Annotated in this window: 24 protein-coding genes; 19 read left to right on the top strand and 5 right to left on the bottom strand. The window is 69.5% G+C overall.

Annotated elements, in window-relative coordinates; genetic code table 11:
• The 10 genes from L0977_RS05345 (at position 1) to L0977_RS05300 (ending at position 9,873) form a co-directional block, all read left to right on the top strand.
• Positions 1 to 1,239 (top strand): URC4/urg3 family protein, encoded by a 1,239-nt coding sequence (locus tag L0977_RS05345; protein ID WP_234263775.1) that lies wholly within the window; start codon positions 1 to 3, stop codon positions 1,237 to 1,239.
• A gap of 30 nt (positions 1,240 to 1,269) precedes the next feature.
• Positions 1,270 to 1,899, top strand: coding sequence for a uracil phosphoribosyltransferase (gene upp / locus L0977_RS05340; RefSeq protein WP_234263773.1), 630 nt, complete (start codon positions 1,270 to 1,272; stop codon positions 1,897 to 1,899).
• 72 nt (positions 1,900 to 1,971) lie between these two features.
• A complete protein-coding gene (locus tag L0977_RS05335; RefSeq protein ID WP_234263771.1) occupies positions 1,972 to 2,973 on the top strand; it encodes a BMP family protein in 1,002 nt (333 codons plus the stop codon).
• Positions 2,974 to 3,012: 39 nt separating this feature from the next.
• A complete protein-coding gene (locus L0977_RS05330) occupies positions 3,013 to 3,993 on the top strand; it encodes a 5'-methylthioadenosine/S-adenosylhomocysteine nucleosidase (RefSeq protein WP_442786611.1) in 981 nt (326 codons plus the stop codon).
• Complete coding sequence (locus L0977_RS05325; RefSeq protein WP_234263770.1) at positions 3,990 to 5,726, top strand: ABC transporter ATP-binding protein; 1,737 nt, start codon at positions 3,990 to 3,992, stop codon at positions 5,724 to 5,726. The genes L0977_RS05330 and L0977_RS05325 overlap by 4 nt, the downstream gene beginning before the upstream one ends.
• On the top strand, positions 5,716 to 6,777 hold the full coding sequence (locus L0977_RS05320) for an ABC transporter permease (RefSeq protein ID WP_234263769.1): 1,062 nt from the start codon (positions 5,716 to 5,718) through the stop codon (positions 6,775 to 6,777). Before L0977_RS05325 ends, L0977_RS05320 begins: the two co-directional genes overlap by 11 nt.
• Positions 6,778 to 6,780: 3 nt before the next feature.
• On the top strand, positions 6,781 to 7,704 hold the full coding sequence (locus L0977_RS05315; protein WP_234263768.1) for an ABC transporter permease: 924 nt from the start codon (positions 6,781 to 6,783) through the stop codon (positions 7,702 to 7,704).
• 93 nt (positions 7,705 to 7,797) lie between these two features.
• A complete protein-coding gene (locus L0977_RS05310) occupies positions 7,798 to 8,247 on the top strand; it encodes an HIT family protein (protein WP_234263767.1) in 450 nt (149 codons plus the stop codon).
• Positions 8,248 to 8,288: 41 nt separating this feature from the next.
• Positions 8,289 to 8,516 (top strand): GNAT family N-acetyltransferase, encoded by a 228-nt coding sequence (locus L0977_RS05305; protein ID WP_326491048.1) that lies wholly within the window; start codon positions 8,289 to 8,291, stop codon positions 8,514 to 8,516.
• Positions 8,517 to 8,592: 76 nt separating this feature from the next.
• Positions 8,593 to 9,873, top strand: a complete 1,281-nt coding sequence (locus L0977_RS05300) for an amidohydrolase family protein (protein WP_234263766.1) — start codon at positions 8,593 to 8,595, stop codon at positions 9,871 to 9,873.
• Here L0977_RS05300 and L0977_RS05295 read toward each other — a convergent pair.
• The 4 genes from L0977_RS05295 to L0977_RS05280 form a co-directional block, all read right to left on the bottom strand.
• Positions 9,854 to 10,711: an alpha/beta fold hydrolase gene (locus L0977_RS05295; protein ID WP_234263765.1), complete on the bottom strand. Its 858-nt coding sequence runs from the start codon at positions 10,709 to 10,711 to the stop codon at positions 9,854 to 9,856. The genes L0977_RS05300 and L0977_RS05295 overlap by 20 nt on opposite strands.
• Positions 10,711 to 12,084, bottom strand: a complete 1,374-nt coding sequence (locus L0977_RS05290) for an MFS transporter (RefSeq protein ID WP_234263764.1) — start codon at positions 12,082 to 12,084, stop codon at positions 10,711 to 10,713. Before L0977_RS05290 ends, L0977_RS05295 begins: the two co-directional genes overlap by 1 nt.
• 70 nt (positions 12,085 to 12,154) lie before the next feature.
• On the bottom strand, positions 12,155 to 12,754 hold the full coding sequence (locus tag L0977_RS05285) for a TetR/AcrR family transcriptional regulator (RefSeq protein ID WP_234263763.1): 600 nt from the start codon (positions 12,752 to 12,754) through the stop codon (positions 12,155 to 12,157).
• A gap of 68 nt (positions 12,755 to 12,822) precedes the next feature.
• On the bottom strand, positions 12,823 to 14,196 hold the full coding sequence (locus L0977_RS05280) for an ABC transporter substrate-binding protein (protein WP_234263762.1): 1,374 nt from the start codon (positions 14,194 to 14,196) through the stop codon (positions 12,823 to 12,825).
• A 90-nt stretch (positions 14,197 to 14,286) separates the two neighbouring features.
• Here L0977_RS05280 and L0977_RS05275 point away from each other — a divergent pair, with 90 nt between their 5' ends.
• Positions 14,287 to 15,540 (top strand): ABC transporter substrate-binding protein, encoded by a 1,254-nt coding sequence (locus L0977_RS05275; RefSeq protein WP_234263760.1) that lies wholly within the window; start codon positions 14,287 to 14,289, stop codon positions 15,538 to 15,540.
• Positions 15,537 to 17,042 (top strand): ATP-binding protein, encoded by a 1,506-nt coding sequence (locus L0977_RS25530; protein WP_234263759.1) that lies wholly within the window; start codon positions 15,537 to 15,539, stop codon positions 17,040 to 17,042. The genes L0977_RS05275 and L0977_RS25530 overlap by 4 nt, the downstream gene beginning before the upstream one ends.
• Here the strand turns inward: L0977_RS25530 and L0977_RS05265 are convergent.
• On the bottom strand, positions 17,014 to 17,961 hold the full coding sequence (locus L0977_RS05265; protein ID WP_234263758.1) for a ketopantoate reductase family protein: 948 nt from the start codon (positions 17,959 to 17,961) through the stop codon (positions 17,014 to 17,016). The genes L0977_RS25530 and L0977_RS05265 overlap by 29 nt on opposite strands.
• Before the next feature lie 217 nt (positions 17,962 to 18,178).
• On the opposite strand from L0977_RS05265, the gene L0977_RS05260 reads away from it, so the two are divergent.
• The 7 genes from L0977_RS05260 to L0977_RS05230 all read left to right on the top strand — a co-directional run bounded on the left by L0977_RS05260 (position 18,179) and on the right by L0977_RS05230 (position 25,876).
• Complete coding sequence (locus L0977_RS05260) at positions 18,179 to 19,069, top strand: transporter substrate-binding domain-containing protein (RefSeq protein ID WP_234263757.1); 891 nt, start codon at positions 18,179 to 18,181, stop codon at positions 19,067 to 19,069.
• A gap of 59 nt (positions 19,070 to 19,128) precedes the next feature.
• A complete protein-coding gene (locus tag L0977_RS05255; RefSeq protein WP_234263756.1) occupies positions 19,129 to 20,028 on the top strand; it encodes an amino acid ABC transporter substrate-binding protein in 900 nt (299 codons plus the stop codon).
• A 201-nt stretch (positions 20,029 to 20,229) separates the two neighbouring features.
• Positions 20,230 to 20,970, top strand: coding sequence for an amino acid ABC transporter permease (locus L0977_RS05250; RefSeq protein WP_234263755.1), 741 nt, complete (start codon positions 20,230 to 20,232; stop codon positions 20,968 to 20,970).
• Positions 20,971 to 21,120: 150 nt separating this feature from the next.
• The gene (locus L0977_RS05245; RefSeq protein ID WP_234263754.1) at positions 21,121 to 21,786 is read left to right on the top strand and encodes an amino acid ABC transporter permease; all 666 of its coding nucleotides are present in this window, start codon (positions 21,121 to 21,123) and stop codon (positions 21,784 to 21,786) included.
• 12 nt (positions 21,787 to 21,798) lie between these two features.
• Positions 21,799 to 22,533, top strand: coding sequence for an amino acid ABC transporter ATP-binding protein (locus L0977_RS05240; RefSeq protein ID WP_234263753.1), 735 nt, complete (start codon positions 21,799 to 21,801; stop codon positions 22,531 to 22,533).
• Positions 22,534 to 22,622: 89 nt separating this feature from the next.
• Positions 22,623 to 24,512, top strand: a complete 1,890-nt coding sequence (locus L0977_RS05235; RefSeq protein ID WP_234263752.1) for an ATP-binding protein — start codon at positions 22,623 to 22,625, stop codon at positions 24,510 to 24,512.
• Positions 24,509 to 25,876 (top strand): sigma-54-dependent transcriptional regulator, encoded by a 1,368-nt coding sequence (locus tag L0977_RS05230; protein ID WP_234263751.1) that lies wholly within the window; start codon positions 24,509 to 24,511, stop codon positions 25,874 to 25,876. The genes L0977_RS05235 and L0977_RS05230 overlap by 4 nt, the downstream gene beginning before the upstream one ends.
• Positions 25,877 to 25,880: the final 4 nt, after the last annotated feature.

Here is a 25,880-nt window from a genome sequence, read left to right as displayed (position 1 = left end):
ATGGCCGATACCGACACCACCACTGCGGCGGGCGCGGCGCAGGCGCTGCGTGCCACCACCGCCATCCGCGAACGCGCCCATGCCTTGCTGGCGCTGGCGCGGCGCGGCGAATCGGCGTTTTTTGCCATCCACGACGGCGCCCTGCCGGAGGCGGCGCGCACCGTGGCCGAGGTCACGCGTTCGCGCTACCCGGATCTGCGCATTCCGTACCACAGCCGCTGGCGCCACTTCGAGGCCGGCGGGGTGGACCGCGCCGGCCAGCTGGATGTGCTGCTGGGTGCGGTGCCGGCTGCGGCGCGCGCGCGGGCACAGATCGATCTGGCGCTGGTGAGCGTGTTGCTCGATGCCGGTGCGGGCGCGGCCTGGGGCTACCAGGAGGCCGGCAGCGGCCAGCGCTTTACCCGCTCCGAGGGCCTGGGCGTGGCCAGCTTCCACGCCTTCGTGGCAGGGCTGTTCTCCAGCGATCCCGAACAGCCGCTGCGCGCGGATGCGGCCGGCTTGCGCGCCGTGACCGCCGAACGGCTCGGGGCGGCTTTCCAGGTGGGGGCCGACAACCCGCTGATCGGGCTGGAAGGGCGCGCCGCGCTGCTGCGCCGCCTGGGCGAGGTGCTGGCGGCGCAGCCCGGCAGCTTCGGCCCGCTGGGCCGGCCGGGTGGGCTGTTCGATGCGCTGGTGGGGACCGAGCGGCGGGCCATCGAGGCGCACGACGTGCTGCAGGCGCTGCTGGACACGCTGTCGGACATCTGGCCGGCGCAGAACGCCATCGACGGCGTGTCGCTGGGCGATTGCTGGCCGCACCCGGCCGTGGCAGGCCCGGGGCTCACGCGCGGCTGGATGCCGTTCCACAAGCTGTCGCAGTGGCTGACCTATTCGCTGCTGGAGCCCTTCGAATGGGCGGGCGTGGCGGTGCAGGGGCTCGATGCCCTGACCGGCCTGCCCGAATACCGCAACGGCGGTCTGCTGCTCGACGCCGGCGTGCTTCAGCCCCTGCCGCCCGACGCCACCACCCGCACCTGGCAGGTGGGCGATCCCTTCATCGTGGAATGGCGCGCGCTCACGGTGGCCCTGCTCGACGAGCTGGCCCCGCTGGTGCGCGGCGAACTGCGGCTGACCCCGGAGCGCCTGCCCCTGGCCTGCGTGCTCGAAGGGGGCACCTGGGCGGCCGGCCGCGTGCTGGCACAACGTTTGCGAGGCGGTCTGCCGCCTCTGGCCATCGACAGCGATGGCACGGTTTTCTGAACATTTCTCCCGACCCGAGAGGCCTTCACCATGAGCAATGTCCACGTCATCGATCATCCCCTGGTGCAGCACAAGCTCACGCTCATGCGCCGCAAGGACGCCAGCACCAACAGCTTCCGCCGCCTGCTGGGCGAGCTGGCCATGCTCATGACCTACGAGGTCACGCGCGATCTGCCGCTGCAGGACATCGAGGTCGAAACCCCGCTGGAACTCACCACCGGCAAGGTCATGGACGGCAAGAAGCTGGTCTTCGTGTCCATCCTGCGTGCGGGCACCGGCATCCTCGACGGCATGCTCAGCGTGGTGCCTGGCGCGCGCGTGGGCCACATCGGCCTGTACCGCGACCCCAAGACGTTGACCGCCGTCGAGTACTACTTCAAGATGCCCGGCGAGATGCAGGAGCGCGACATCGTCGTGGTCGACCCGATGCTGGCCACCGGCAATTCGGCCGTGGCGGCGGTGGACCGGCTCAAGGAACTGGGCCCGAAATCCATCAAGTTCGTCTGCCTGCTGGCCGCACCCGAAGGCGTGGCCACGCTGCAGAAAGCCCACCCTGACGTGCCGATCTACACCGCCGCGATCGACCGCGAGCTCGACAGCCACGGCTACATCCTGCCGGGGCTGGGTGATGCGGGCGACCGCATTTTTGGCACCAAATAGGGCTGCGTTCCCGGCCAGCGTTTTCCGGTTTTCCGTCCCGCCATCCTCCACCCCTTCGCAGGAGTTCCCGCCATGCCGTTCCCCGCTCTCCCACGCCGTCACCTGATGGCCCTGGCCGCCGCCCTGGCGGTTGCCGCGCCCGGCTTCGCCCAGGCCCAGGCCAAGCTCAAGGTGGCCGCCATCTACACCGTGCCGTTCGAGCAGCAGTGGGTCAGCCGCATCCACAAGGCGCTCAAGGCCGCCGAGGCGCGGGGCGAGATCGAATACAAGGCCAGCGAGAACGTGGCCAACGCCGACTACGAGCGCGTCATGCGCGAGTACGCCACGGGCGGCAACCAGCTCATCGTCGGCGAGGCCTTCGCGGTGGAGACGGCGGCGCGCAAGGTCGCCAAGGACTTCCCCAAGACCTCGTTCCTGCTGGGTTCCTCGGGCAAGCCGCAGGCGCCCAACTTCAGCGTCTTCGACAACTACATCCAGGAGCCGGCCTACCTCAGCGGCATGATCGCCGGCGGCATGACCAAGAGCGGCAAGATCGGCATGGTCGGCGGCTTCCCGATCCCCGAGGTCAACCGCCTGATGCACGCCTTCATGGCCGGCGCCAAGGAAACCAACCCGAAGGTCGAGTTCACGGTGACCTTCATCAACAGCTGGTTCGACCCGCCCAAGGCCAAGGAAGCGGCGTTCGCCATGATCGACAAGGGGGCCGACGTGCTGTACGCCGAACGCTTTGGCGTCAGCGACGCGGCCAAGGAGCGCAAGGTGCTCGCCATCGGCAACGTGATCGACACCCAGGCCGACTACCCCGACACCGTGGTGGCCTCGGCCCTGTGGCACATGGAGCCCAGCATCGACGCCGCCATCAAGGCGGTCAAGGCCGGCGCTTTCAAGGCCGAGGACTACGGCCCGTATTCGATGATGAAGCACAAGGGCAGCAGCCTGGCGCCGCTGGGCACGTTCGAGAAGAAGGTGCCGGCCGACATCGTGGCCAAGGTCAAGGCCAAGGAAGCCGACATCCTGGCGGGCAAGTTCACCGTGAAGGTGGACGACACCCAGCCCAAGTCCACCACCAAATGACCTGACTGACCTGACCGGTCGCCAGGAAGGGAGCTGCCCATGAATGTCTGGAAACACTGCCGCACCGCAGGCGCGGCCTGCGCCCTCGGGCTGGGGTTGTTGCTCGGGGGCTGTGCCGGCCCCGGGCCGCAGTCGGCCACGGCCGCGATGCCTGCCAAGGCCGCCGCCGCGGCCGCCCGCCTGGACAGCACCCCGCGTGTGGCGGTGCTCTCGGCCTTTGCGCCCGAGCTGACGCTGCTGCGCCGCCAACTGGCCGATCCGGTCACCCACCAGGTGCAGGGCGTGGAATTCACCACCGGCGTGCTGGCCGGTCGGCCGGTGGTGCTGTTCCTCTCGGGCATCAGCATGGTCAACGCCGCCATGAACACGCAGCGTGTGCTCGACCGCTTCAACGTGCAGGCGCTGGTGTTCAGCGGCATCGCCGGAGGCGTGAACCCGGGCCTGCACATCGGCGACGTGTCGGTGCCGCAGCAATGGGGCCAGTACCTGGAGGTGCTGATCGCTCGCGAAACCGCGCCGGGCCGCTACACGGCGCCGCCCTTCATGAAGGACGCCATGCACCCCAACTACGGCATGTTCTTCCCGCGCACGGTCGAGGTGGTGACGGCGCAGCAGCCCCAGGTGCACCGCAAGTTCTGGTTCGAGGTCGACCCCGGCATGTTGTCCGCGGCGCGCCAGTTGAAGGTGCCGCTGTCGGCCTGTACCGCGCCGGGCAAGTGCCTGTCGAACCCGCCCAAGCTGGTGGTGGGCGGCAACGGCGTTTCGGGCCAGGCCTTCATGGACAACGCGGCCTTCCGCGAATACACCTTCAAGACTTTTGAAGCCAACGTGCTCGACATGGAAACCGCGGCCGTGGGGCAGGTGGCCTACAGCAACGGCGTGCCGTACATCGCCTTCCGCTCGCTGAGCGACCTGGCCGGTGGCGGCGACGGTGAAAACGAAATGGGCACCTTCTTCGGGCTGGCGGCCGACAACTCCGCCAAGGTGCTGCTGGCCTTCCTGCGCGCGTGGCAGCCGTGAACCCAGCGCCGCCCGCGCCGGGCGAGCGCCCCACGGTGCTGCGCCTGGACGGCATCACCAAACGCTTCGGCGCCCTGGTGGCGAACGACGGCATTTCGCTGACGCTGCGCGAAGGTGAGGTGCTGGCGCTGCTGGGCGAAAACGGGGCGGGCAAATCGACGCTGGTGTCGATCCTGTTCGGGCATTACGTGGCCGATGAAGGGCAGATCGAGGTCTTCGGTCAGCCGCTGCCCCCCGGCAACCCGCGTGCGGCGCTGGCCGCCGGCATTGGCATGGTGCACCAGCACTTCACGCTGGCCGACAACCTGTCGGTGCTCGACAACGTGCTGATGGGCACCGAACCGCTCTGGCGCTGGCGTTCGCGCCGTGCCGAAGCCAGGGCGCGCCTGCTGGCCGTGGCCGGCCGCTTTGGCCTGCCGGTGGTGCCCGACGCCCTGGTGGGCAGCCTCTCGGTGGGCGAGCGCCAGCGGGTGGAAATTCTCAAGGCGCTGTACCGGGGCGCACGCATCCTCATTCTTGATGAGCCCACCGCGGTGCTCACACCGCAGGAGAGCGAAGGGCTGTTCGACACGCTGTCGCAGATGGTGGCGCAGGGGCTGTCGATCATCTTCATCAGCCACAAGCTGGCCGAGGTGCTGCGGGTGTCGCACCGCGTGGCCGTGCTGCGCCAGGGCCGGCTCGTGGCCGAAGCACCGGCCGCCGGCACCACGCCCGCGCAGCTGGCGCAATGGATGGTGGGCCATGCGGTGGCCGCGCCCGAACGCCACCCTTCGCAACGCGTGGGTGAGGTGGTGTGCGAGCTCGCGGGTGTGAGCACGCCGGCCGGCGTGCGCGACCGGCTCGACAACGTGTCATTGCGTCTGCACGCGGGCGAGATCGTTGCCGTTGCCGGTGTCTCCGGCAACGGGCAGGTGGCCCTGGCCGAGCTGCTGTGCGGTGTGCGCAGCGCCAGCGAGGGCGACGTGCGCCTGGGTGATCAGGGGCTGCCGGCTTCGCCCGCCTGGCTGGTGGCGCATGGCGTGGCCCGCATCCCCGAAGACCGCCATGCCGTGGGCGTGGTGGGCGATCTGCCGGTGTGGGAGAACGCCGTGTCCGAGCGCCTGCGCACGCCGGCGTTTTCGCGCGGACCGTGGGTCCGCCGCGACGCTGCGCGCCGGCACGCCCAGCGGGTCATCGATGCCTTCGACGTGCGCGGCGGCGGCCCGCTCGCCGCCGCGCGTTCGCTTTCGGGTGGGAACATGCAAAAGCTGATTCTGGGCCGGGCGCTGATGGCGCCGGAGGCGGACGAGACGATGAACGAAGACCCCGTCGCGCAGCCGGGGAGCGCGGGGGAGCCCGTGACTTTGGTGGATTCCCGCCTGCGCGGGAATGGCGGTGTTGGGGTGTCGGCGCCCCGCGCAGCGGTGGCGTGTGCGCCGTCTGCCCCCTCGGGAGGCAGCGAGCCGTGCCAGCAGCGGAACAGGGCTGCCCCCTTCCTCATCGTGGCCCACCAGCCCACCTGGGGGCTCGACATCGGCGCCGTGGCCTATGTGCAGCAGCAGCTCATTGCCGCGCGCGATGCCGGTGCCGCCGTGCTCGTGATCTCCGACGATCTGGACGAGGTGATGACGCTGGGCGACCGCATCGCGGTCATGCACCACGGCCATCTCACCCAGGCGCTGCCGGCCGAGACCTGGACGCGCGAAAGCATTGGCCTGGCCATGGCCGGGCACGGGAGCGGACATGCGGCTTGAGCGGCGCAGCCAGGCCTCTGCCGCCGCCCTGGTGCTGGCGCCGCTGGGTGCGGTCGCTTTCACGCTGCTGGTGAGCAGCCTGCTGGTGCTGTGGGCCGGCGCCCCGGTCGGGCAGACCTACGGTTTGCTGCTGCAGGGTGCTTTCGGTTCGCTGTTTGCGTGGAGCGAAACGCTCACGCGCGCGATCCCGCTCATCCTCACCGGGCTGGCGGCCACGGTGGCCTTCCGGGCACGGCTGTTCAACATCGGCGCCGAAGGCCAGTTGTATGCCGGGGCACTGGCCGCCGTGGCCGTGGGCGGCCTGCACGGCGGCGAGGGGCTGGCGCTGCCGCTGTGGTTGCTGTTCCCGCTGATGATGCTGGCCGCCGCGCTGGCCGGGGCGCTGCTGCTGCTCGGGCCCGCGCTCATGAAGCAACGCCTGGGCGTGGACGAGGTGGTGACCACGCTGCTGCTCAACTTCATCGTGCTGCTGCTGGTCTCGGCCTTGCTCGACGGCGCGATGAAGGACCCGATGGCCATGGGCTGGCCGCAGAGCGTGTCGCTGGTGCCCGAGCTGGAGCTGTCGCGCCTGGTCGAAGGCACGCGCGTGCACAGCGGCCTGATCGGGGCGGTGCTGCTGGCACTGCTGGTCTGGGCGCTGTTCAAGTACACCGTGCTGGGGTTCGACATCCGGGCCGTGGGTGCCAACCCGCGTGCTGCCGCGTTCGCGGGCGTGCCGGTCACCCGCACCGTGGTGCTGGTGGCCTTGCTTTCGGGCGCGCTGGCCGGGCTGGCCGGGGCCATCGAGGTCGCGGGCCGCGCCAGCTACGTGACCCTGGACATGTCGCCGGGCTACGGCTACAGCGGCATCGTGATCGCGATGCTCGCCGGGCTGAACCCGCTGGGCGTGATCGCGGCCGGGGTGTTCGTGGCCGGCGTGCTGGTGGGCGCCGACAGCATGAGCCGCGCCATCGGCGTGCCCACCTACCTGGCCGACGTGATCGTGGCCGTGGCGCTGTTGTCGGTGCTGGTGGGCACGCTGCTGGCGCAGTACCGCCTGAGGTGGAGGTAGGGCATGACCGAAATGATCGAGATCCTGCTCAACCCCGCGTTCTGGGTCGCGGTGCTGCGCATCGCCACGCCCTTGATCCTGGGCACGCTGGGCGTGTTGTGGTGCGAACGCGCCGGGGTGCTCAACCTGGGCATCGAGGGCATCATGGTCGCCGGCGCGTTCGCGGGCTGGCTCGCGGTCTACCAGGGCCTGCCGCTGTGGGGCGGTGTGGCGGTGGCCGCGCTGGCGGGCGCGGCCTTCGGCCTGCTGCACGCGCTGCTCACCGTGGGCCTGGCGCTGTCGCAACACGTGGCGGGTCTGGGCATCACGCTGCTGGCGACGGCGCTCTCGTACTACGGCTACCGGGTGGCGTTTCCGAAGGTGAGCACGCCGCCGACCATCGCGCCGTTCGCGCCCATGGAAGGGCTGGGCGTTCCGGTGCTGTCGGCGCAAACGCCGCTGACGCTGCTGGCCATCCTCCTGGTGCCGCTGTCGGCCTGGGTGCTGTTCCGCACGCCCGTGGGGCTGGCGGTGCGCATGGTGGGCGAGAACCCGCAGGCCGCCGAAGGGCAGGGCGTGTCGGTGGCGGCGGTGCGCACGGGCGCCATCGTGGCCGGTTCTGCGCTGATGGGGGTGGCTGGCAGCTTCCTCACGCTTTCGGCGTTCAACGCCTTCTTCTTCAACATGATCAACGGCCGTGGCTGGATCTGCGTGGCGCTGGTGGTGTTTGCCTCGTGGCGGCCGGGCAAGGCGCTGCTGGGGGCGCTGCTGTTCGCCTTCTTCGACGCGCTGCAACTGCGCCTGCAGCAAGCGGGCGCGAGCACCATTCCCTATCAGGTCTACCTGATGCTGCCGTATGTGCTGTCCATCCTGGCGCTGGTGCTGGTGGCCCGCAAGGCGGCCTATCCGCAGGCGCTGATGAAGCCTTATCGCCAGGGCGAACGCTGAGCGGCCTGCGCGCCGCCGTGCGGGCGGCGGCAGGCCCGGCGCTGGCGCACCCGGTGTACGCTCGCCGGGTTGTGGGTTCTCAGGAAGGAAGACATGCCCCAGTTCGTTGACACTTCGCCACCCGGTCAGTGCATTTTCTGCCGCCTGGTGGCCGGCGAAATTCCCGCTGCTCGCGTGTACGAAGACGCGCTCACCATCGCCTTCATGGACCTCGGCCAGGTCAACCCCGGCCACGTGCTGGTGGCCACGCGGCGCCATGCGGCCAACCTGCTGGAGATCACGCCCGAAGAAGCCGCCGCCGTGATGCAGACCGCACATCGGGTGGCGCGGGCGGTGAAGGCGGTGTTCGATCCGCCGGGCCTGACCCTGCTGCAGGCCAACGGCCGCGAGGGCGATCAGACGGTGTTCCATTTCCACCTGCATGTGGTGCCCCGCCACCAGGACGACGGCATTGCGCTGAGCTGGCCGCGCAAGGACCCGCCGGCCAGCGTGTTGCAGGACCATGCGGCGCGCTTGCGGGGCGCGCTGTCCGGTGCGGTGTGAGCGGCGGGCGTTCTCGCCAGGCACCGGCCGGTTGTTCGCTGGTGGCGCCGGATTGGCTGCGGGGCGAGCGTGTGCGGCTGCGTGCCTGGCGCGAGGAGGACCTGCCCGCTTTCGCTGCGCTGAATGCCGATGCGCGGGCCATGGCCCATTTCCCCGCGCCGCTGGATCGCGAGGCCAGCGATGCACTGGCGCGGCGTTGCCAGTCCCTCATCGATCAGCAGGGCTGGGGGTTCTGGGCCGTTGAACGCGGAGCCGCCCTGCTGCCTTGACCACGCGGGCGCGTTTCCTGCATGAAGGCCCGTTGCCCATCACCGAAACCACCCACGAAACCGCACCGGAACCACCATGCTCGACCTGCTCATCACCCAGGCTTCCCTGCCCGACGGCCGCACCGGCATGTCGGTGGCCGTGCGGGACGGCCGCATCGTTGACGTCGCCCCCGGGCTGGAGGCCCCGGCCCGCGAGACGGTTGACGCCGCCGGCCAGTTGCTGACGCCGCCGTTCTGCGATCCGCACTTCCACATGGACGCCACGCTGAGCTACGGCCTGCCGCGCGTGAACGCCAGCGGCACCCTGCTCGAAGGCATCGCGCTCTGGGGCGAGCTGAAGCCGCTGCTCACCGAAGAGGCCCTGGTCGAGCGCGCGCTGGCCTACTGCGACTGGGCCGTGGCCAAGGGCCTGCTGGCCATTCGCAGCCATGTGGACACCAGCGACCCGAGCCTGCTGCCGGTGCGCGCGATGTTGGAGGTGAAAAAGCGCGTCGCGCCCTACCTGGATCTGCAACTGGTGGCTTTTCCGCAGGACGGCGTGCTGCGCAGCCCTGGCGGGATGGAGAACCTGATCCGTGCGCTCGACCTCGGTGTGGACGTGGTGGGCGGCATCCCGCACTTCGAGCGCACCATGGCCGATGGCGCCGCCAGCGTGAAGCTGCTGTGCGAACTGGCGGCGCAACGCGGGCTGCGCGTCGACATGCACTGCGACGAGAGCGACGACCCGCTGAGCCGCCACATCGAAACCCTGGCCTGCGAGACGCAGCGTCTGGGCCTGCAGGGCCGCGTCAACGGCTCGCACCTGACCTCCATGCACAGCATGGACAACTACTACGTCAGCAAGCTGATCCCGCTGATCGCCGAGGCGGGCGTGAGCGCGGTCGCCAACCCGCTGATCAACATCACGCTGCAGGGGCGGCACGACACGTATCCCAAGCGCCGGGGCATGACGCGCGTGCCCGAACTCATGACTGCCGGCGTGACGGTGGCCTTCGGTCACGATTGCGTGATGGACCCCTGGTACAGCCTGGGCAGCGGCGACATGCTGGAGGTGGCGCACATGGGCCTGCACGTGGCCCAGATGACCAGCCAGACCGGCATGCGCCAGTGCTTCGACGCGGTGACGGTGAACGCCGCGCAGGTGATGGGGCTCGGCGGTTACGGCATCGAGACCGGCAAGGACGCCAGCTTCGTGCTGCTGCAGGCGCGGAATCCGGTGGAGGCGGTCCGCCTGCGCGCCACGCGGCTGAAGGTCTGGCGCCGGGGGGCGCTGCTGGCGCAAAGCGCCCCGGCCCAGGCGGTGCTGTCGGTGCCGGGGCGGCCGGCGAGCACGGCCTTCATGCCGCCGCAGCGCTGAGGGCCGCTGGCGGGGGGGATTCGGCGGCGAATCGCCGGATGGTCTGCAGCACGCCCGGGTCGTCCAGCAGGCGGAAATGGCCCAGCCCTTCCAGCGGGTGCCAGCGCGCGCCGCGCCAACGCTGTGCCACGGCGTGCAGGCCAGCGGCCGGCACCACGGTGTCGTCGGCCGAATGCATCAGCAAAGCCGGTGCGCTCAGCGCCTCGGCCTGCCGCGCCATGTCGATGCGGTCCGGGTGTTCGCCAGTGACTTCGTGCAGGCGCGCCAGCAGGGCCTCGGTCTGCGCGGCATCGAGGCCGCGTTGCCGTGCCGCGAGGCGGACGAACTGGCCGTAGTGGGTGGGGGCGGCGAGCAGCACCACCCGCTGGACGGCCAGGCCCTGCGCCAGCGCGTGCACCAGGCTGGCGCCGCCGTAGGAGTGGCCGATGGCCAGCGCGAACGGCCCGGCAAGCCGGCCGATCTCGCGCAAGGCGGTGGCCGCCTGCGGGATGGCCAGGTGCCGGCCACCGGAATGGCCGTGGCCGGGCAGGTCGGGTGCCCAGACCGAAAAGCCGGCCGCGATCAGGGCATCGCCCAGGGGCATCAGGTCGGCGGCCTGGCTCTGCCAGCCGTGCACCAGCAGGGCCGCTGGGCCCTCACCACGGCGATGCAGGGTCACCGGCACGCGGGGGCCGTCGGGCCAACCGGCCGGGGCCTCGATGTCGAAGGTGGTGCTCACGGTGCCGGTGGGCCAGGCGCGGGGTGGGCTGGGCCTGACGCGAAGGACCTGCTGCGCGGCCTGCAGGACCGGGTCGGTCGGGGCGGTCGGGGCGGACTGGAGTGGGGACAGGTTGGTCATCAACGGGCAGGGCGGGTGTTGACCGGTAGGCACAACACGGCCGCCAGCAGGGACAGGGCGGCGTAGCTGTGGCTCAGCTTCTGATAGTCGGCCAGGGTGAAAACGGCTCCCCCGAGCATCACCACCGTCAGTGCCACGCCGAGCACGCTGCCGAACTGGCGCACCGCCTGGTTGACGGCGCTGCCGACGCCGAAGTGGGTCGGCCCCAGGCTGGCCACGGCGGCGCCCGCCAGCGAGGGCATGGCCAGACCGACACCGATGCCGGTCATGAGCTGGCTCGGCAGCCAGTGCGTGAGGTAGGCGGGGGTCAGGCCGGGCACATGGGCTTGCCACAGGCCGCCGGCGGCCACCAGCAGGCAGCCGGCGATCAGCACCGGCCGGTGCCCGGCGCGCGCGGCGATGCGCCCGGCCAGCAGGGCTGTGGGCACCACCATCAACGGGCCCGGTGTCATGGCCAGGCCGGCGCGCGGCAGGCTGTAGTGCCAGATTCCGGTCATGAAGAAAAAGAAGCCGAAGAACATCATGGCGAAGGCGGTGCCGAAGGCCAGCGTGGCCAGGTTGACCGCGCGGTAGGTGGGGTGGGCGAACAGGCGCAGGTCCACCGCGGGCGCGGGGTGGCGGCGGGCCCAGGCCACGAACAGCGCCAGCACGGCCAGACCGGCCAGCAAGGCCACCAGCACCGGCGGCTGGTACCAGGCGTGCGATTCCAGGTGCAGCACCCCGCCCGTGAGCGCGCCCACGGCAGCGATCAGCAGCAGCACGCCCACCGCGTCGACGCGCCGTGGCGCGGCCGGCGCCGCATCGGGGGCGAGTCTTGATCGGGCGCGCCACAGCGACCACAGTGCCGGTGGCAGGTTGATGAAGAACGCCCAGCGCCAGCCCAGGCTGTCGACCAGCCACGACCCCAGGCTGGGGCCGACGGCCGCGGCCAGCCCGCTCACCGCGCCCCAGAGGCTCACGGCCACGGCCCGCTTTTCCACCGGGAAGGCGGCCAGCACGATGGACAGGGAAGCGGGCGTCAGCAGCGCAGCACCGGCGGCCTGCACGGCCCGCGCCGCCACCAGCGCCCCCACCCCGGGCGCGAGACCGCAGGCCAGCGAGGCCAGCAGGAACAGGCCCAGGCCGAGCAGGAACATGCGCCGCCGGCCGTGCGTGTCGGCCAGCCGGCCGGCGGGCACCAGCAGCGCGGCGTAGACCACGGTGTAGGCGTTGATCACCCAGGACAGGTCGGTGGCCGCGGCGGTTGCGAAACTCTGCCGCAGGGCCGGAAACGCGGCGAACAGCACGGTGGCGTCGAGCGAGACCAGGAACACCGCCACGCTGGCGGTGAAGAAGACGGGCCAGGGTGATGGGGTGGTTGAGGAGGCTTGCATATCTACCTACCAAAAGGTAGTTTAAAAGGGCAAAAAAACGCACAGGCAGGCCTGTGCGGGCGAGGAGGGGTCAGGCGCGGGGAAGGCGGTCGATCAGCGGGGCAACCGCCGCATCGAAGACTTTCGGGTCGCTCTGGACGCGGGCGTGCATCAGGGCGCCCTGGCAGACCGCGCTGACGTGGGTGGCCCATTGCCGGGCGGCGTCCGGGCCGCTGCTCCCCGACGGGGCCGGCAGATCGAGACGCTGGAACACCCCGGTCAGCCAGTCGGTCTGGGTGCGCCAGAGCGCCTGCACGGCACTTTGCAGCGAAGGCTCCAGGCAACTCCATTCGCCGGCGGTGGCCCCCACCGGACAGACCCGGGTGCCGGCACCGATCTGGTCGCGGAACAGGCGGATGTAGGCCAGCACCTGGCGCGCAGCGGGTTCGCTGGTGACGCCGGCCTGCCAGCGTTCGAAGCGTTGTCGGGCTTCGTCCACCAGGCTCACGCCGAGCGCTTCTTTGGACGGAAAGTGGTGGTACAGGCTGGCCTTGCGGATGCCGACCTGGTCGGCCAGCGCCTGGAAGTTCAGGCCCAGGTAAGAGCGTGTGAGCAGCAGTTCGCGCGCCAGCCGCAGGATGAGTTGGCGGGTGTCGGTCTGCGTGTGGCGGGAGACGGTGGCGGCTGGCATTTGCCTACTATAAGGTAGGCAAATGCGGCTGGCAAGCGCTTCGGTGATGGCCCGGTCTGGCGTGCGCCTCACGGCGCGGTGGCGCGATCGTTGCCCGGGCGGCGTGGCGGGCGCTCCTGCGCCCGTTGCTGGTCCAGGCGCCGCTGCAGGCGCGCAGCCGCCTGCGCTGGCGAGAGGTGGTGGTCCATCACCATCGCGCCCGCGTTCCAGAAGGCTTCTTCCATTCCGCTGTCGTCGCCATTGATCTGGTCGGCGTTGAGCCGGATGGTGGTCTGGCACTGCTGGCGCCACTGGCGCATGCGTTCGGCCAGCGGATCCCGGATGGTGACCGGGTGCTTCGACAGGGGATAGAAACCGATGGCCGCGTTGGCATAGAGCTGGCTGAAGGCGGGCGACGCCAGCCAGTCCAGAAAGACCCGGGCGGCCTGCACGTTCGGGCTGGCCGGATTGATGCCGATGCCCAGATCCATGTGGTCGGTGACCTGGCAGGGAGTGCCGGCCTGCACGGCCGGCGGCGGGAATGCGTCCAGATCCAGCCAGCGGTAGCGGCGCAGGGCCTGGATTTCCCACGAGCCCCCCGGGCGCATGCCGGCTGCGCCGCGGCCGAAGATGTCCATGGCTTCTTCGTAGCCCAGCGTCATGTAGTCGGGCGGCATGTAGTCCGTGAGGCGTTCCATCAGGGCCCAGGTGTCGACGAAGGGCGGATCGGTCAGCCGGGCCATGCCGGCCAGCAGGCGCTGGCGGCCCGCCTCGCCCTCCCAGCGGCTGGGGCCCAGGGTGGTGAACAGCAACTGGTGGGCTTCCCAGCGGTCGGCGGTGCCGAAGGCCAACGGGGTCAGTCCGGGGATGTCCCGCAGGCGTGCCATCGCGTCCAGCCATGCGGCCTCGTCGCGCGGCGGGGTCAGGCGCAGATGCCGGAACAGCGCGCGGTTGTAGAAGATGCCGTGTGTCACCGACGCCACGGGCAGGCAGTAGGTGTGGCGGCCATCTTCGGTCTGCCAGGCGCGCAGGGCGTTGGCCGGAAACTGGTTCAGGGCGGGCAGGCCATCGAGCGCGACCAGATGGCCTTGCCGGAACAGGCGCTGGGCCGCGTCGAAGGGCCGGCAACTGATGAGGTCGCCCGCCATGCGCCGCTCAAGCCGGGTGGTCAGGGCCTGGTCGTAGAGCACGCGCACGGTGGGCGCAAAGCGGACCCGGATGCCGGGGTGCCCCTGTTCGAACGCGGGCAGCAGGGTTTTGTCCCACAGCACCTGGTCTTCCGGGCGCCAGCTTTCCAGGATCAGCGTCTGGGCCGTTGCCGTTGCCGTTGCCGCTGTTGCGCAAGTTCCCAGCAGGACCACGGCGATCCAGCGGTACAGTGCGGTGACGGCGCGGTTCAGGGCACGGTGAACCCGACGCCGCACGGGGATCAGGCTGCAAATGGCGAAGGCAGAAACAGGCATCCTGGTCATCGAAAAAAAGAAACAGACATATGGGATGCGATCCGTCGTTGGGGTTGAAAGCTTATGGACAGATGGCGCCGGCAACGGCGGTTGACGTGCAAGTATCTGGCAGTGGCGCTGTCCGGTCTGGCAGACCCTGCCAGATCGGCACTGCGCGCGGCCGACAGTGGGCCGCTGGAGGTGCTGCACTGGTGGACGTCGTCGAGTGAGCGGCTGGCGCTGGACGCGCTGGAATCGGTCGCCAATCACGACCACAAGGTCTGGCGCAATGCGGCCGTGCCCGGCGGCGCGCGGCCTTCGGCCGCCACGGTGCTGCGCACACGCTTGCTGTCGGGCGACCCCCCCGATCTGGCCCATGTGCCGGCGGGCCATCTGCGCCAGCTGGGGGAGGGTGATTTCCTGGCCGAACTGGCGCAGGACGGTGCGGCGGCGCCGGCCTGGCTGGGTGGTTTGCTGCCGCAGGCCCTGGACGCGGTGCGGGTCGGTGGCCGGGTGATGGGCATTCCGCTGGGCGTGCACCGGCTCAACACCCTGGTCTGCCACAAGGGCCACTGGGACCGGCTCGGCCTGCCGCAGCCCACCAGTTGGGACGCGTTGCAGGAGGCGGCCCGGGCGCTCGACCGCGAGGGCATCGCGCCGCTGGTGTGGAGCGATCAGGGCTGGCAACTGCTGCACTTGTTCGAAAACCTGCTGCTGTCGGAACTGGGGGCGCAGGGGTTCGAGGCCCTGTCCGGCCCCGGGGGCTGGGAGCAGCCGGGGGTGGCGGCCGCGCTGGAACGCCTGCGCCGGCTGCGCGGGCTGGTGCCGGTGGCGCAACGCCGCATGACCGGGTGGGCTCAGGCCGGGCGCGAATTCCTGCTCGGGCGGGCGGGGCTGTGGTTCATGCCCGACTGGAGCCGGGGCGAACTGGCCGCGTGGGGGCTGCGTGAAGGGCGCGACTACGTGGTGACCGAAGTACCGGGCACCGAAGACCTGTTTCTGTTCCAGGTGGACAGCCTGGCCGCGTTCGACACCCCGCCCGAACGCAAGGCCGAGGTGCAGGCGCTCGCGCAGGTGCTGCTGTCGCCGGCCGTGCAAGTGGCCTACAACAGCGCCAAGGGGTCGGTGCCGGTGCTGCGCGCGCTGACGGCCTATTCGTCCGATCCGGCGCACCGCCAGCACTGGATGGCGCTTTCAGAGCCGGGGCTGCGCATGGTGGCTGGGCTCGCGCACCGCATCGGTTTCCATGGCCTGCGCAGTGATCTGATGGCTCAGCTCCTGAGGGATTACGTGGGGCAGCCAGCGCTGAGTGCGCGCACCGTCTGGCGCCAGATGGCCCAACTCAACCGATGGGGGCTGGCGTGAGCGAGGCGAGCGCACCGTTCGACGGCGGGCGCCTGGCGCGCTGGGGCCATCGGCTGCTGCCGGCCTCGCTGCGCAACCGGATCATCCTGTTCATGCTGCTGGGCGCGCTGGCGAGCCAGGGGCTGGTGCTCGGGATCTGGACCCACCAGCTGCGCGATCAGGCCCGCCTGCAGGTGCTGCAGACGGCGGGCTTGCTGACGCCCGCGGTGGTGCAGGCTTCGCGTTTCATGAAGGCGCTGCCCGTGCAGTACCGGCCCTTGCTCGTCGACCAGTTGCGCACCACGGGCGGATCGCGGTTCCTCATGCAGTTCAACCGGACCTTGCTGCCGCAACCCGGCGCCGCAAGCGGCGAACTGCCCGGGATGATGGTGGGCCTGGTCGAAGAAGAGCTGGGCCGCGAGCTGGCGCGGGAAGGGCTTTCGGGCGCGCGGGTGCACCTGGTGCCCAGCGACCGCCTGATCGTGGGCGACGACCGCACCACGCTGGCCGATCTGCCGCAGCGCTGGGTCGAGGCGTCGGGGCTGCCCCGCCACGAGAGCCAGCCGGTGCTGGTGGTGCAGACCAGTCTGGAGCCGGGCAACTGGCTGCTGCTCGCATCGGCGTTGCCCAATCCCGGCCTGTTTCTGCAGGCCAATCCCTACGCGCCCGACCGGCTGCTGCTGATGTTTGCGGGGCTGCTGTCGGTGTTGCTGGTCATGGTCGTGGTGGCGCGCGGGGTCACGCGCTCACTGGCGCGCCTGGACCAGGCCGCTTCGGCGTTCGCGCGCGATCTCACGGTCGACCACATTCCCGAGAGGGGGCCGCTGGAAGTGCGCCGGCTGGCCCATTCCTTCAACGAAATGCAGGCCCAGATCCAGCGCAACATCGGCGACCGCGAAACCCTGTTCCGCAGCGTGTCGCACGATCTGAAGACACCCATCATGCGGCTGGGTTTCCGCACCGAGCTGCTGGACGACCCGGAGCTGCGGGCCGGCTTCAAGAGCGATCTGCAGGAGATCGGAACCATGCTGCAGGGCGCCCTGACCACGATGCAGGGGGCCGAGCTGCCCGAGGCGACCGTCGCGGTGCCGCTGGACGCTTTGCTGCGCTCGCTCACCGAGGCTGCGACCGGCGCCGGTGCGCCGCTGCGCCTGCAGACGCTGCCGCTCACCGTGCCGGGCAAACCGCTGGCGCTCAAGCGGGCGCTGGGCAACCTGATCGACAACGCCCTGCGTTATGGCCACAGCGTGGAGGTGGACATGGCCGAAGAAGCGGGTTTTGCGGTCATCCGCATCCGGGACCACGGCCCCGGTCTGCCGGAGGCGGCGCTGGAACGCATATTCGACCCGTATCTGCGCCTGGAGCACGGCCGGCAGGCCAACAGCCAGGGCAACGGCCTGGGGTTGTGGATCGCGCGCAATGCCGTGCGCCGCCACGGCGGCGACATCGTGCTGAGCAACCACCCGGACGGGGGGCTGCTGGCGCGGGTGACCCTCAGGCTGGAAGCGCGGGGGGCGGGCTGATCGCCGCGTGGCGTTCCGCCAGCTTGACCAGGGTCCAGAGCGTGCGGTTGGCCGGCGTGGGCACTCCCAGCGCGTCGCCGCGCTGCACGACGTAACCGTTGAGGTGATCGATCTCGCTGGGCTTGCCGCGCATCAGGTCCTGCGCGGTCGACGAATACTGGCCCGGCATGGTCTCGGCGATGCGTCGCACCGCCAGATTCACATCGCCGGGCACCACCACGCCGTCGGCGTCGGCGACGGCCAAGCACTCGGCCACCACATCGCGCATCACCGCCGTCGCACCCGGCTGCTGCACCAGTTCGCCGTAGACGATGCTGCCCAGGGCCGACATCGCGTTGTAGGCGCAGTTGAGGATCAGCTTGGCCCACAGGGCCCCGCGCACGTTGTCGCTGACCTCGGCCGGCACGCCGGCGGCGATCAGCGCACGGGCCACGGCCTCGCTGCGGTGTGCGGGTTCGATCACCAGCTCCCCGCGCCCGTGGTGGCGCAGGTGGCCCGGGCCGGCCATTTCCGTGGCCACATAGACCACCGCAGCGGCCACTTCGTGGTCCGGCAGCACGGCGCGCAAACGGTCGGCGTTGTCCACACCGTTCTGCAGGCACAGCACCAGGGCCCCCGGCGCCAGGTGCGGGCGGATCTGGGCGCCGGCGGTTTCGGTGTCGGGCGACTTCACGCAGAACAGCACCACGTCGGCGTCCGTCACGGCGGCGGCTTCGGTGCTGGCCGCCATCGCGACGGCCTCGTCGAACTGCCGGGTGTCCATGCGCAGGCCATGGGCCTGGACGGCCTGGACGTGGGCGGCACGGCCGATGAGGGTGACCGCATGGCCGGCGCGCGCCAGCATGCCGCCGTAGAAGCAGCCGACAGCGCCTGCCCCCATGACGGCGATCCGCAGGGAAGGGGAAGAGGGAGGGTTCATGCGGCCCATTCTAGGAGGGCATGGCTTTCCGGACGGCATGGACGGAATTCCGTCGAAAGGGTTTTGGGAGGCGACGGGAAACCGGCCGCCAGCCCGGCCCAAAGTGGTGTTCGGTGCACCGGGGCAGGGAAAAGCTGCACCAGCGGCAGGAAAAGCACAGGGTTTGCCCGGAGTGGCACACGGCTTGCACTGAGGGCGTCCAAAGTCAGCCCTTTTCATGCGTTTCATTCCCTTCTGCTTGATGTCCGTGGCGTGCGCTCTGGTGGCGCATGCGGAGCCGCCGCCGCCCGGCACGCTGCACAAGATTTCGCAGACCGCCACCATCAGTCTGGGGCACCGCGAGTCGTCGGTGCCTTTTTCCTATTACGACGACCGCCGGCAGGTGGTGGGCTATTCGCACGAGCTGATGCTGCGGGTGGTCGACGACATCCGGGCCGAGCTGCGGCTGCCGGCACTGGCCGTGAAGCTGGTGCCCGTGACCTCGCAGAACCGCATCCCGTTGTTGCAGAACGGATCGGTCGACCTGGAATGCGGCTCCACCACCCACAACCTGGCCCGCGCCAGCCGGGTCGGCTTTTCGGTGTCGATCTTCGTGACCAGTTCGCGCCTGATCACCCGGCGCAGCTCGGGCATTGAACGCCTGGAAGACCTGCGCGGGCGCCGCGTCATGGTCACCGGCGGCACGACCAGCGAACGCCAGTTGCTGCTGCTGATCGAGGCCACGGGCCTGCGCACCGAAATCCTGCGCGCGCGCGACCACGGCGAGGCTTTTGCCATGGTGCAGGCCGGCCGCGCCGATGCGTTCCTGATGGACGAAGCCATGCTCTATGGCCTGCGCGCCAAAGCCGACCGCCCCGATGACTGGGTGGTGGTCGGGCAACCCATGGCGACCGAGGTTTACGGCTGCATGCTGCGCAAGGACGACGCGGATTTCAAAGCCGTCGTGGACCGCAGCCTCACCCGCGTGATGCAGTCGGGCGAGGCCCTGAAGATGTACCGCCGCTGGTTCCAGAGCCCCATCCCGCCCAGGGGCCTGAACCTCGATCTGCCGCCACCGGATGCGCTGCTGGAGCTGTTCCGCGCGCCCAACGATGTTCCTCTGGGATGAGCGCGCCTTCTGCGGCGCGCAAGTCCTCCTTTCCCAACCCACCACATGAAGGTGCCCTTATGAAAAAAGCATTGTTTGTCGCCGCGGCTGTTCTGGCCAGCTCGACGGTCATGGCCCAGGCCAACGACACCCTGAAGAAGATCAAGGACTCGGGCGCCGTGACGATGGGGGTGCGCGAAAGCTCCGGCGCGCTGTCCTACACGCTGGGTGACGGCAAGTACGTGGGCTACCACGTGGAGCTGTGCCAGCGCGTGCTGGCCGACGTGCAGAAACAGCTCGGCCTGGCCAAGCTGGACATCAAGTACCAGCCCGTGACGTCGCAGAACCGCATCCCGCTGGTGCAGAACGGCACCGTCGACATCGAGTGCGGCTCGACCACCAACAACGCCACCCGCCAGAAGGACGTGGCCTTTGCCGTGACCACCTTCGTGGAAGAAGTGCGCATCGCCGTCAAGGCCAACTCCGGCATCACCAGCATTGCCCAACTGGCCGGCAAGACCATCGCCACCACCACCGGCACCACCTCCGTGCAGACCCTGCGCAAGCACGAACGTGCCAACGGTGTGGACTTCAAGGAGGTCTTCGGCAAGGACCACGCCGACAGCTTCCTGCTGCTCGAAAGCGGTCGTGCCGACGCCTTCGTGATGGACGGCGCCATCCTGGCCGGCAACATCGCCAAGGCCAAGAACCCGGCCGACTTCAAGATCGTGGGGGAGGTGCTGTCGGTGGAGCCGATCGCCATCATGATCCGCAAGGACGACCCGGCGTTCAAGAAGGCCGTGGACGACAGCCTCAAGGCGGTGATGAAGTCGGGCGAGATCGCCTCGATCTGGAACAAGTGGTTCGAGCAGCCGATTCCGCCGGCCAACACCAAGGTCGGCATGCCCGTCAACGACGCCACCAAGGCGGCCTGGGCCAACCCCAACGACAAGCCGATGGAAGACTACGCGAAGAAGTGATGCCCCCACGCTCCGCCGCTGCGCGGGTCGCTGCCCCCCGAGGGGGCTGGGCCTGCCTTGGGGCGGCCCGGCGGCTGGCCCGTCGGCCCCCACGCTCCGCCGCTGCGCGGGGTGTGGCATCGGGCTTGCGTTGCGGGCTTTGGGGCTGTCGGCCTTTGGCGCCGATTTCGTTTGTTCTTCTGTTGACTTTGGGGAATCGCCATGAGTTCATGGGATTGGCAGGTGTTCTGCAAGGACACCATTGACGGTGAGGTCCGCCCGCGCTGTTTCGGCGACGGCGGCGACATCACCTACCTGGACTGGATGCTCTCGGCCTGGGGCTGGACCCTGTCCGTGGCGCTGCTGGCGCTGGTGGTGGCGCTGGCGGTCGGCGCGGTGATGGGCATCTTCCGCACCACGCCCAACAAATGGCTGGTGGCCCTTGGCAATGCCTGGACCGAGCTGTTCCGCAACATCCCGCTGCTGGTCCAGGTGTTTCTCTGGTACCACGTGGTGCCGGCGCTGGTGCCGCCGCTCAAGGACGTGCCCAGCTTCATCCTGGTGGTGATCGCCCTGGGTTTCTTCACGTCGGCGCGGGTCGCCGAGCAGGTGCGGGCGGGCATCCAGAGCCTGCCGAAGGGCCAGCGTTATGCGGGGCTGGCCATGGGGCTGACGCTGCCGCAGACCTACCGCTACGTGCTGCTGCCGATGGCGTTCCGCATCGTCATTCCGCCGCTGACCAGCGAGAGCATGAACATCGTCAAAAACTCGTCGGTGGCCTTCGCGGTGTCGATCGCCGAACTCACCATGTTCGCGATGCAGGCGCAGGAAGAGACCTCGCGCGGCATCGAGATCTACCTGGCCGTGACCGGGCTGTACTTTTTCTCGGCGTTTGTCATCAACCGCATTGCGCTGTTCATCGAGCACCGCGTGCAGGTGCCCGGCATGATCGGAGGGCATTGACATGAAGCACCCCCTGCGCCGCTTCGCGGCTTCCTCCTCTCTCGCCCGCGGCGGGAAGGGGCCGGCACCTGTGGCCGGGCAAAACCCGTTCCGCGGTGCCCCTGGCCATGGGCGTCCCATCGCTGTGGGCCTGCCTGCTGGAGAACCACGATGAATCTGGACTTTGCTTTTTTTGACTGGTCGGTGTTTTCGAGCTTCGTGCTCAAGGGCCTGGTCTTTTCGGTGCAACTGACCCTGGTGGCCATGATCGGCGGCATCGCGCTGGGCACGGTGCTCGCGCTGATGCGCCTGTCGGGCAAGAAGTGGCTGGTGCTGCCGGCGGCAGCCTACGTCAACACGCTGCGCTCCGTCCCGCTGGTGATGGTGATTCTGTGGTTCTTCCTGCTGATCCCGATGCTCATCGGCAAGCCCATGGGGGCGGAGCTGTCGGCCATCATCACCTTCACGGTGTTCGAAGCGGCTTACTACTCCGAGATCATGCGCGCCGGCATCCAGAGCGTGCCCAGGGGACAGGTCCACGCGGGCTACGCGGTGGGCATGACCTACGGCCAGACCATGCAGCTGATCGTGCTGCCGCAGGCCTTCCGCAACATGCTGCCGGTGCTGATGACCCAGACCATCATCCTGTTCCAGGACACCTCGCTGGTGTATGCCATCGGCGCCTACGACCTGCTCAAGGGCTTCGAGGTGGCGGGCAAGAACTTCAACCGCCCGGTCGAAACCTACCTCATCGCCGCCGCCGTCTATTTCATCATCTGCTTCTCGCTGTCGATGCTGGTGCGCCGCCTGCAGAAGAAGATCGCCATCATCCGCTGAGGAGCCATTCCCATGATCGATATCCAGAACGTTTCCAAGTGGTATGGCAGCTTCCAGGTGCTGACCGACTGCACCACCGCCATCCAGAAGGGGGAGGTGGTGGTGGTCTGCGGCCCCTCGGGGTCGGGCAAGTCCACACTGATCAAGACCGTCAATGCCTTGGAACCCTTCCAGAAGGGCGACATCATCGTGGACGGCACCAGCATCGCCAACCCCAAGACCAACCTGCCCAAGCTGCGCAGCCGCGTGGGCATGGTGTTCCAGCATTTCGAGCTGTTCCCGCACCTGACGGTGACCGAGAACCTCACGCTGGCGCAGATCAAGGTGCTGGGCCGCAACAAGGACGAGAGCATCCGGCGCGGCCTGCAGATGCTCGACCGCGTGGGCCTGATGGCGCACAAGGACAAGTTCCCGGGCCAGCTGTCGGGCGGCCAGCAGCAGCGTGTGGCCATTGCCCGTGCACTGTCCATGGACCCCATCGTCATGCTGTTTGACGAACCCACTTCCGCGCTCGATCCCGAGATGGTCGGCGAGGTGCTGGACGTGATGGTGCAACTGGCCCACGAGGGCATGACCATGATGTGCGTGACGCACGAGATGGGCTTTGCGCGCAAGGTGAGCCACCGCGTGATCTTCATGGACGCGGGCAAGATCATCGAAGACTGCCCCAAGGACGAGTTTTTCGGCAATCCCGACGCCCGTTCGCCCCGGGCGAAGGACTTTTTGTCGAAAATCCTCGCCCATTGAGGCCCTGAAGGGCCGCGTCCCTCCGAGAGGCTGCCATCCGTTCTGCCGCATCCCTGGAAACCGCTGCCCTGGCTCCCGCCCGCCCGCCGGTGCCGGCGCTGCGGCGCGTGCTGCTGGCGCTGGCGGCGATCGCGCTCATCGGCGTGGTGGGGGCCCTGGTCTACGGGCGCAGCTTTGATCGCGGCACCGCCAGCCTGAAGGCGGCCAGCAACGGGCGGCTCGACCTGTTCGCTTCGGTGGTCGAAGGGCGGGTGCGGCGGCTGGAGCCCGTGCCCGCGACCATCCAGCTCAACCCGGTGGTGGTGCGCCTGTTGCAGGACCCCGGGGTGGCCCAGGCCCGCCCGGCCAGCGACTACCTGACCCGCCTGAACGCCCACCTGGGCAGCGAAGCGGTGTTCGTGCTCGACGTGCGCGGGACCGTGCTGGCGTCGAGCAATGCGCGGCTGCCCGACGACAGCAGGCTGGGCGAGGACGTGGCCTTCCGCCCGTATTACCTCGAAGCGCTGGCCGGCCGCGCCACGCGCCATTTCGCCATCGGCACCGGTGGGCGCCCGGGTTACTTCGTCTCGCACCCGATCTACGATGGCTCGCGCGTCATGGGCGTGGCCGTGATCAAGATCGGCCTGGCGGCGCTGGAGCAGACCTGGGGCATGCTCGGCGCACCCGCGCTGGTGGCCGACGCGAACCAGGTCGTCATCCTGTCTTCGCAGGCGCCGTGGCGCTACACCACGATGGTGCCGCTGACGCCCGACCGCCGGGTCGACCTGCACCTCACCCGCATCTACGGCGCTTTGCACCTGCCGCAGTTTCCGCTGCGTGTGCCGCTGTCGGTGGACGAAGAGCGCCAGGAAGCCAAGGGCTTCATCTCGGCCGGCGACATCGCACGCCAGCCCGACCCGGGCCTGCCGCCCAGCCCTGCGGGGTACCTGGTGCTGGGGCGTTCGCTGGACGGCATGGACTGGCGGGTGCTGATCTTCACCAGCCTGGCGTCGGTGCATCAGCAGGCCTTGCTCGACGGGGTGGGCGGGGCGGTGGCGGCCGCTTTCCTGCTGTTGCTGCTGCTGTACGGGTCGCAGCGGCGGCGGATCGAGCGCCAGAAGATCGTCGCCAAACAGCTGCTGGAGAAGATCAACGCCGAGCTGGAGCTGGAAGTCGGTCGGCGCACCCAGGAACTCACCGACACCAACGCGCAGTTGCGCCGCGAAGTGGCCGAACGCGAACAGACCGAAAAGACCCTGCGCTCGGCGCAAGACGAACTGGTGCACGCCGGCAAGATGGCGGTGCTCGGACAACTGGCCGCCAGCATCACGCACGAGCTGACCCAGCCACTGGGCGCGATCCGCACGCTCTCCGGCAACGCGGCCGAATTCCTGCGGCGCGGCAATGCCGGGCAGGCGCAGGAGAACCTGTCGATCATGTCGCGCCTGGTGGAACAGATGGCGCGCATCATCGAGCCGCTCAAAAGTTTCTCGCGCAAATCGGTGGCCAGCCCCGAGCCCACCGACCCCGGCCGGGTGGTGGAACAGGCGCTGTTCCTGTTCCAGCTGCGCCTGCGGCAGGACAAGGTGTCGATCGACAACCGCTGCCCGCCCGGCCGCTGGACCGTGTGGTGCGACGCCAACCGGCTGGAGCAGGTGCTGATCAATCTGTTCGGCAACGCGCTCGACGCCATGCGCGAGTCGCCCGAGCGGCGGCTGACCATCGACGCCGCGCCCGACACCGACTGGCTGGTGGTGCATGTGCAGGACAGCGGCAAGGGCCTGAGCGAGACCGACCTGGCGCACCTGTTCCAGCCCTTCTACACCACCAAGGCCAGCGGCGCCGGCCTGGGACTGGGCCTGGTGATCTGTCAGGATATTGCCGCAGAATTCGGGGGCAGCCTCCAGGCCCGCAACGCGGCGGGTGGCGGCGCCGTCTTTTCGCTGACCATCCCGCTGTGGCATCCCGCCGCGCCTGCCCCGACCCCGCCGTCCCCATGAGCCCTTCCCTGACCGTCTACCTGGTGGAAGACGATGCCGCCGTGCAACTCGGTTGCGTGCAGGCCCTGCAGCTGTCCGACATGGCGGTGCAGGCTTTCGGCAGCGCCGAGGAACTGCTGCCGCGCCTGGTGCCCGGCCTGCCCGGCGTGGTCGTGACCGACATGCGCCTGCCCGGTGCCGACGGCCTCGCGGTGATCCGGCAGGCCCACGGGATCGACCCCGATCTGCCGGTCATCATGATCACCGGCCACGGCGACGTGACCCTGGCGGTCGAGGCCATGCGCAGCGGTGCCTACGACTTCATTCCCAAGCCGTTTTCGCCTGAGCAACTGATCGAGGTGGTGCAGCGCGCGCTGGAAAAGCGCCGCCTCACGCTGGAAGTGGCGCACCTGCGCCGGGCGCTGTCGCTGCGGGAAGGGCTCGAAGGGCAGCTTGTGGGCGATTCGCCGGCCATCCGGCGCGTGCGCCAGCTCGTCATGGAGGTGGCCGATTCGCCGGTCGACGTGCTCATCCGTGGCGAAACCGGTACCGGCAAGGAGGTCGTGGCCCGGGCACTGCACGACCATTCGCGGCGCAGCCAGGCGCCCTACGTGGCGCTCAACTGCGGCGGCCTGCCCGACACGCTGCTCGACAGCGAGCTGTTCGGGCACGAACCCGGCGCCTTCACCGGCGCACAGAAGCGGCGCATCGGACGCATTGAACATGCCCATGGGGGCACCCTGTTCCTGGACGAGCTGGAGAGCATGCCGCAGGGCGTGCAGGTCAAGCTGCTGCGCGTCTTGCAGGAGCGCAGCATCGAGCGCCTGGGCTCCAACCAGAGCGTGCCGGTGGACGTGCGCGTGGTGGCGGCGACCAAGGACGACCTGCTTGCCCGCGCGCAGCAGGGCAGCTTCCGGGCCGATCTGGTGTACCGCCTGAACGTGGTCAACATCGAATTGCCGCCGCTGCGCGAGCGGCGCGACGACATCCCGATGCTGATGGAGCACTTCATGCTGCTCGCCGCGAGCCGCTACGGCCGCCCCCAGCCCGTGCTGTCGGCGCTGCAGATGCAGCAGCTCATCGCCCGCGAATGGCCGGGCAATGTGCGCGAGCTGCGCAACGTGGCCGATGCGATGGTGCTCGGCGTGGGGCCGCAATGGGTCACGCCGGGCGCGGTGCCGGCGGATGCTTCGGCCGGTGACGACGCCCCTTCGCTGATCGACACGGTCAACCAGTTCGAACGCGGCCTGATCGCCGACGCGCTGGAGCGCCACGGTGGCAACGTGATGCAGACCGCCAAGTCGCTGCGGGTGGCCAAGACCACGCTGGCCGACAAGATCCGCAAACACGGCCTGGGCAAAGGCGAGCTCGGCGCGGACGGCTGAGCGG

The sequence above is a fragment of the Hydrogenophaga sp. NFH-34 genome, assembly GCF_021401345.1.
Taxonomy (GTDB): domain Bacteria; phylum Pseudomonadota; class Gammaproteobacteria; order Burkholderiales; family Burkholderiaceae_C; genus Hydrogenophaga; species Hydrogenophaga electricum.
This window is presented reverse-complemented; position numbering and strand designations above follow the sequence as displayed.

Excerpts from the sequence above, each read along its gene's own strand:
- L0977_RS05345 (WP_234263775.1), top strand. The coding sequence starts at position 1 with ATGGCCGATACCGACACCACCACTGCGGCGGGCGCGGCGCAGGCGCTG.
- upp (WP_234263773.1), top strand. The coding sequence starts at position 1,270 with ATGAGCAATGTCCACGTCATCGATCATCCCCTGGTGCAGCACAAGCTC.
- L0977_RS05335 (WP_234263771.1), top strand. The coding sequence starts at position 1,972 with ATGCCGTTCCCCGCTCTCCCACGCCGTCACCTGATGGCCCTGGCCGCC.
- L0977_RS05330 (WP_442786611.1), top strand. The coding sequence starts at position 3,013 with ATGAATGTCTGGAAACACTGCCGCACCGCAGGCGCGGCCTGCGCCCTC.
- L0977_RS05320 (WP_234263769.1), top strand. The coding sequence starts at position 5,716 with ATGCGGCTTGAGCGGCGCAGCCAGGCCTCTGCCGCCGCCCTGGTGCTG.
- L0977_RS05315 (WP_234263768.1), top strand. The coding sequence starts at position 6,781 with ATGACCGAAATGATCGAGATCCTGCTCAACCCCGCGTTCTGGGTCGCG.
- L0977_RS05310 (WP_234263767.1), top strand. The coding sequence starts at position 7,798 with ATGCCCCAGTTCGTTGACACTTCGCCACCCGGTCAGTGCATTTTCTGC.
- L0977_RS05300 (WP_234263766.1), top strand. The coding sequence starts at position 8,593 with ATGCTCGACCTGCTCATCACCCAGGCTTCCCTGCCCGACGGCCGCACC.
- L0977_RS05295 (WP_234263765.1), bottom strand. The coding sequence starts at position 10,711 with ATGACCAACCTGTCCCCACTCCAGTCCGCCCCGACCGCCCCGACCGAC.
- L0977_RS05290 (WP_234263764.1), bottom strand. The coding sequence starts at position 12,084 with ATGCAAGCCTCCTCAACCACCCCATCACCCTGGCCCGTCTTCTTCACC.
- L0977_RS05285 (WP_234263763.1), bottom strand. The coding sequence starts at position 12,754 with ATGCCAGCCGCCACCGTCTCCCGCCACACGCAGACCGACACCCGCCAA.
- L0977_RS05280 (WP_234263762.1), bottom strand. The coding sequence starts at position 14,196 with ATGCCTGTTTCTGCCTTCGCCATTTGCAGCCTGATCCCCGTGCGGCGT.
- L0977_RS05265 (WP_234263758.1), bottom strand. The coding sequence starts at position 17,961 with ATGAACCCTCCCTCTTCCCCTTCCCTGCGGATCGCCGTCATGGGGGCA.
- L0977_RS05260 (WP_234263757.1), top strand. The coding sequence starts at position 18,179 with ATGCGTTTCATTCCCTTCTGCTTGATGTCCGTGGCGTGCGCTCTGGTG.
- L0977_RS05255 (WP_234263756.1), top strand. The coding sequence starts at position 19,129 with ATGAAAAAAGCATTGTTTGTCGCCGCGGCTGTTCTGGCCAGCTCGACG.
- L0977_RS05250 (WP_234263755.1), top strand. The coding sequence starts at position 20,230 with ATGAGTTCATGGGATTGGCAGGTGTTCTGCAAGGACACCATTGACGGT.
- L0977_RS05245 (WP_234263754.1), top strand. The coding sequence starts at position 21,121 with ATGAATCTGGACTTTGCTTTTTTTGACTGGTCGGTGTTTTCGAGCTTC.
- L0977_RS05240 (WP_234263753.1), top strand. The coding sequence starts at position 21,799 with ATGATCGATATCCAGAACGTTTCCAAGTGGTATGGCAGCTTCCAGGTG.
- L0977_RS05230 (WP_234263751.1), top strand. The coding sequence starts at position 24,509 with ATGAGCCCTTCCCTGACCGTCTACCTGGTGGAAGACGATGCCGCCGTG.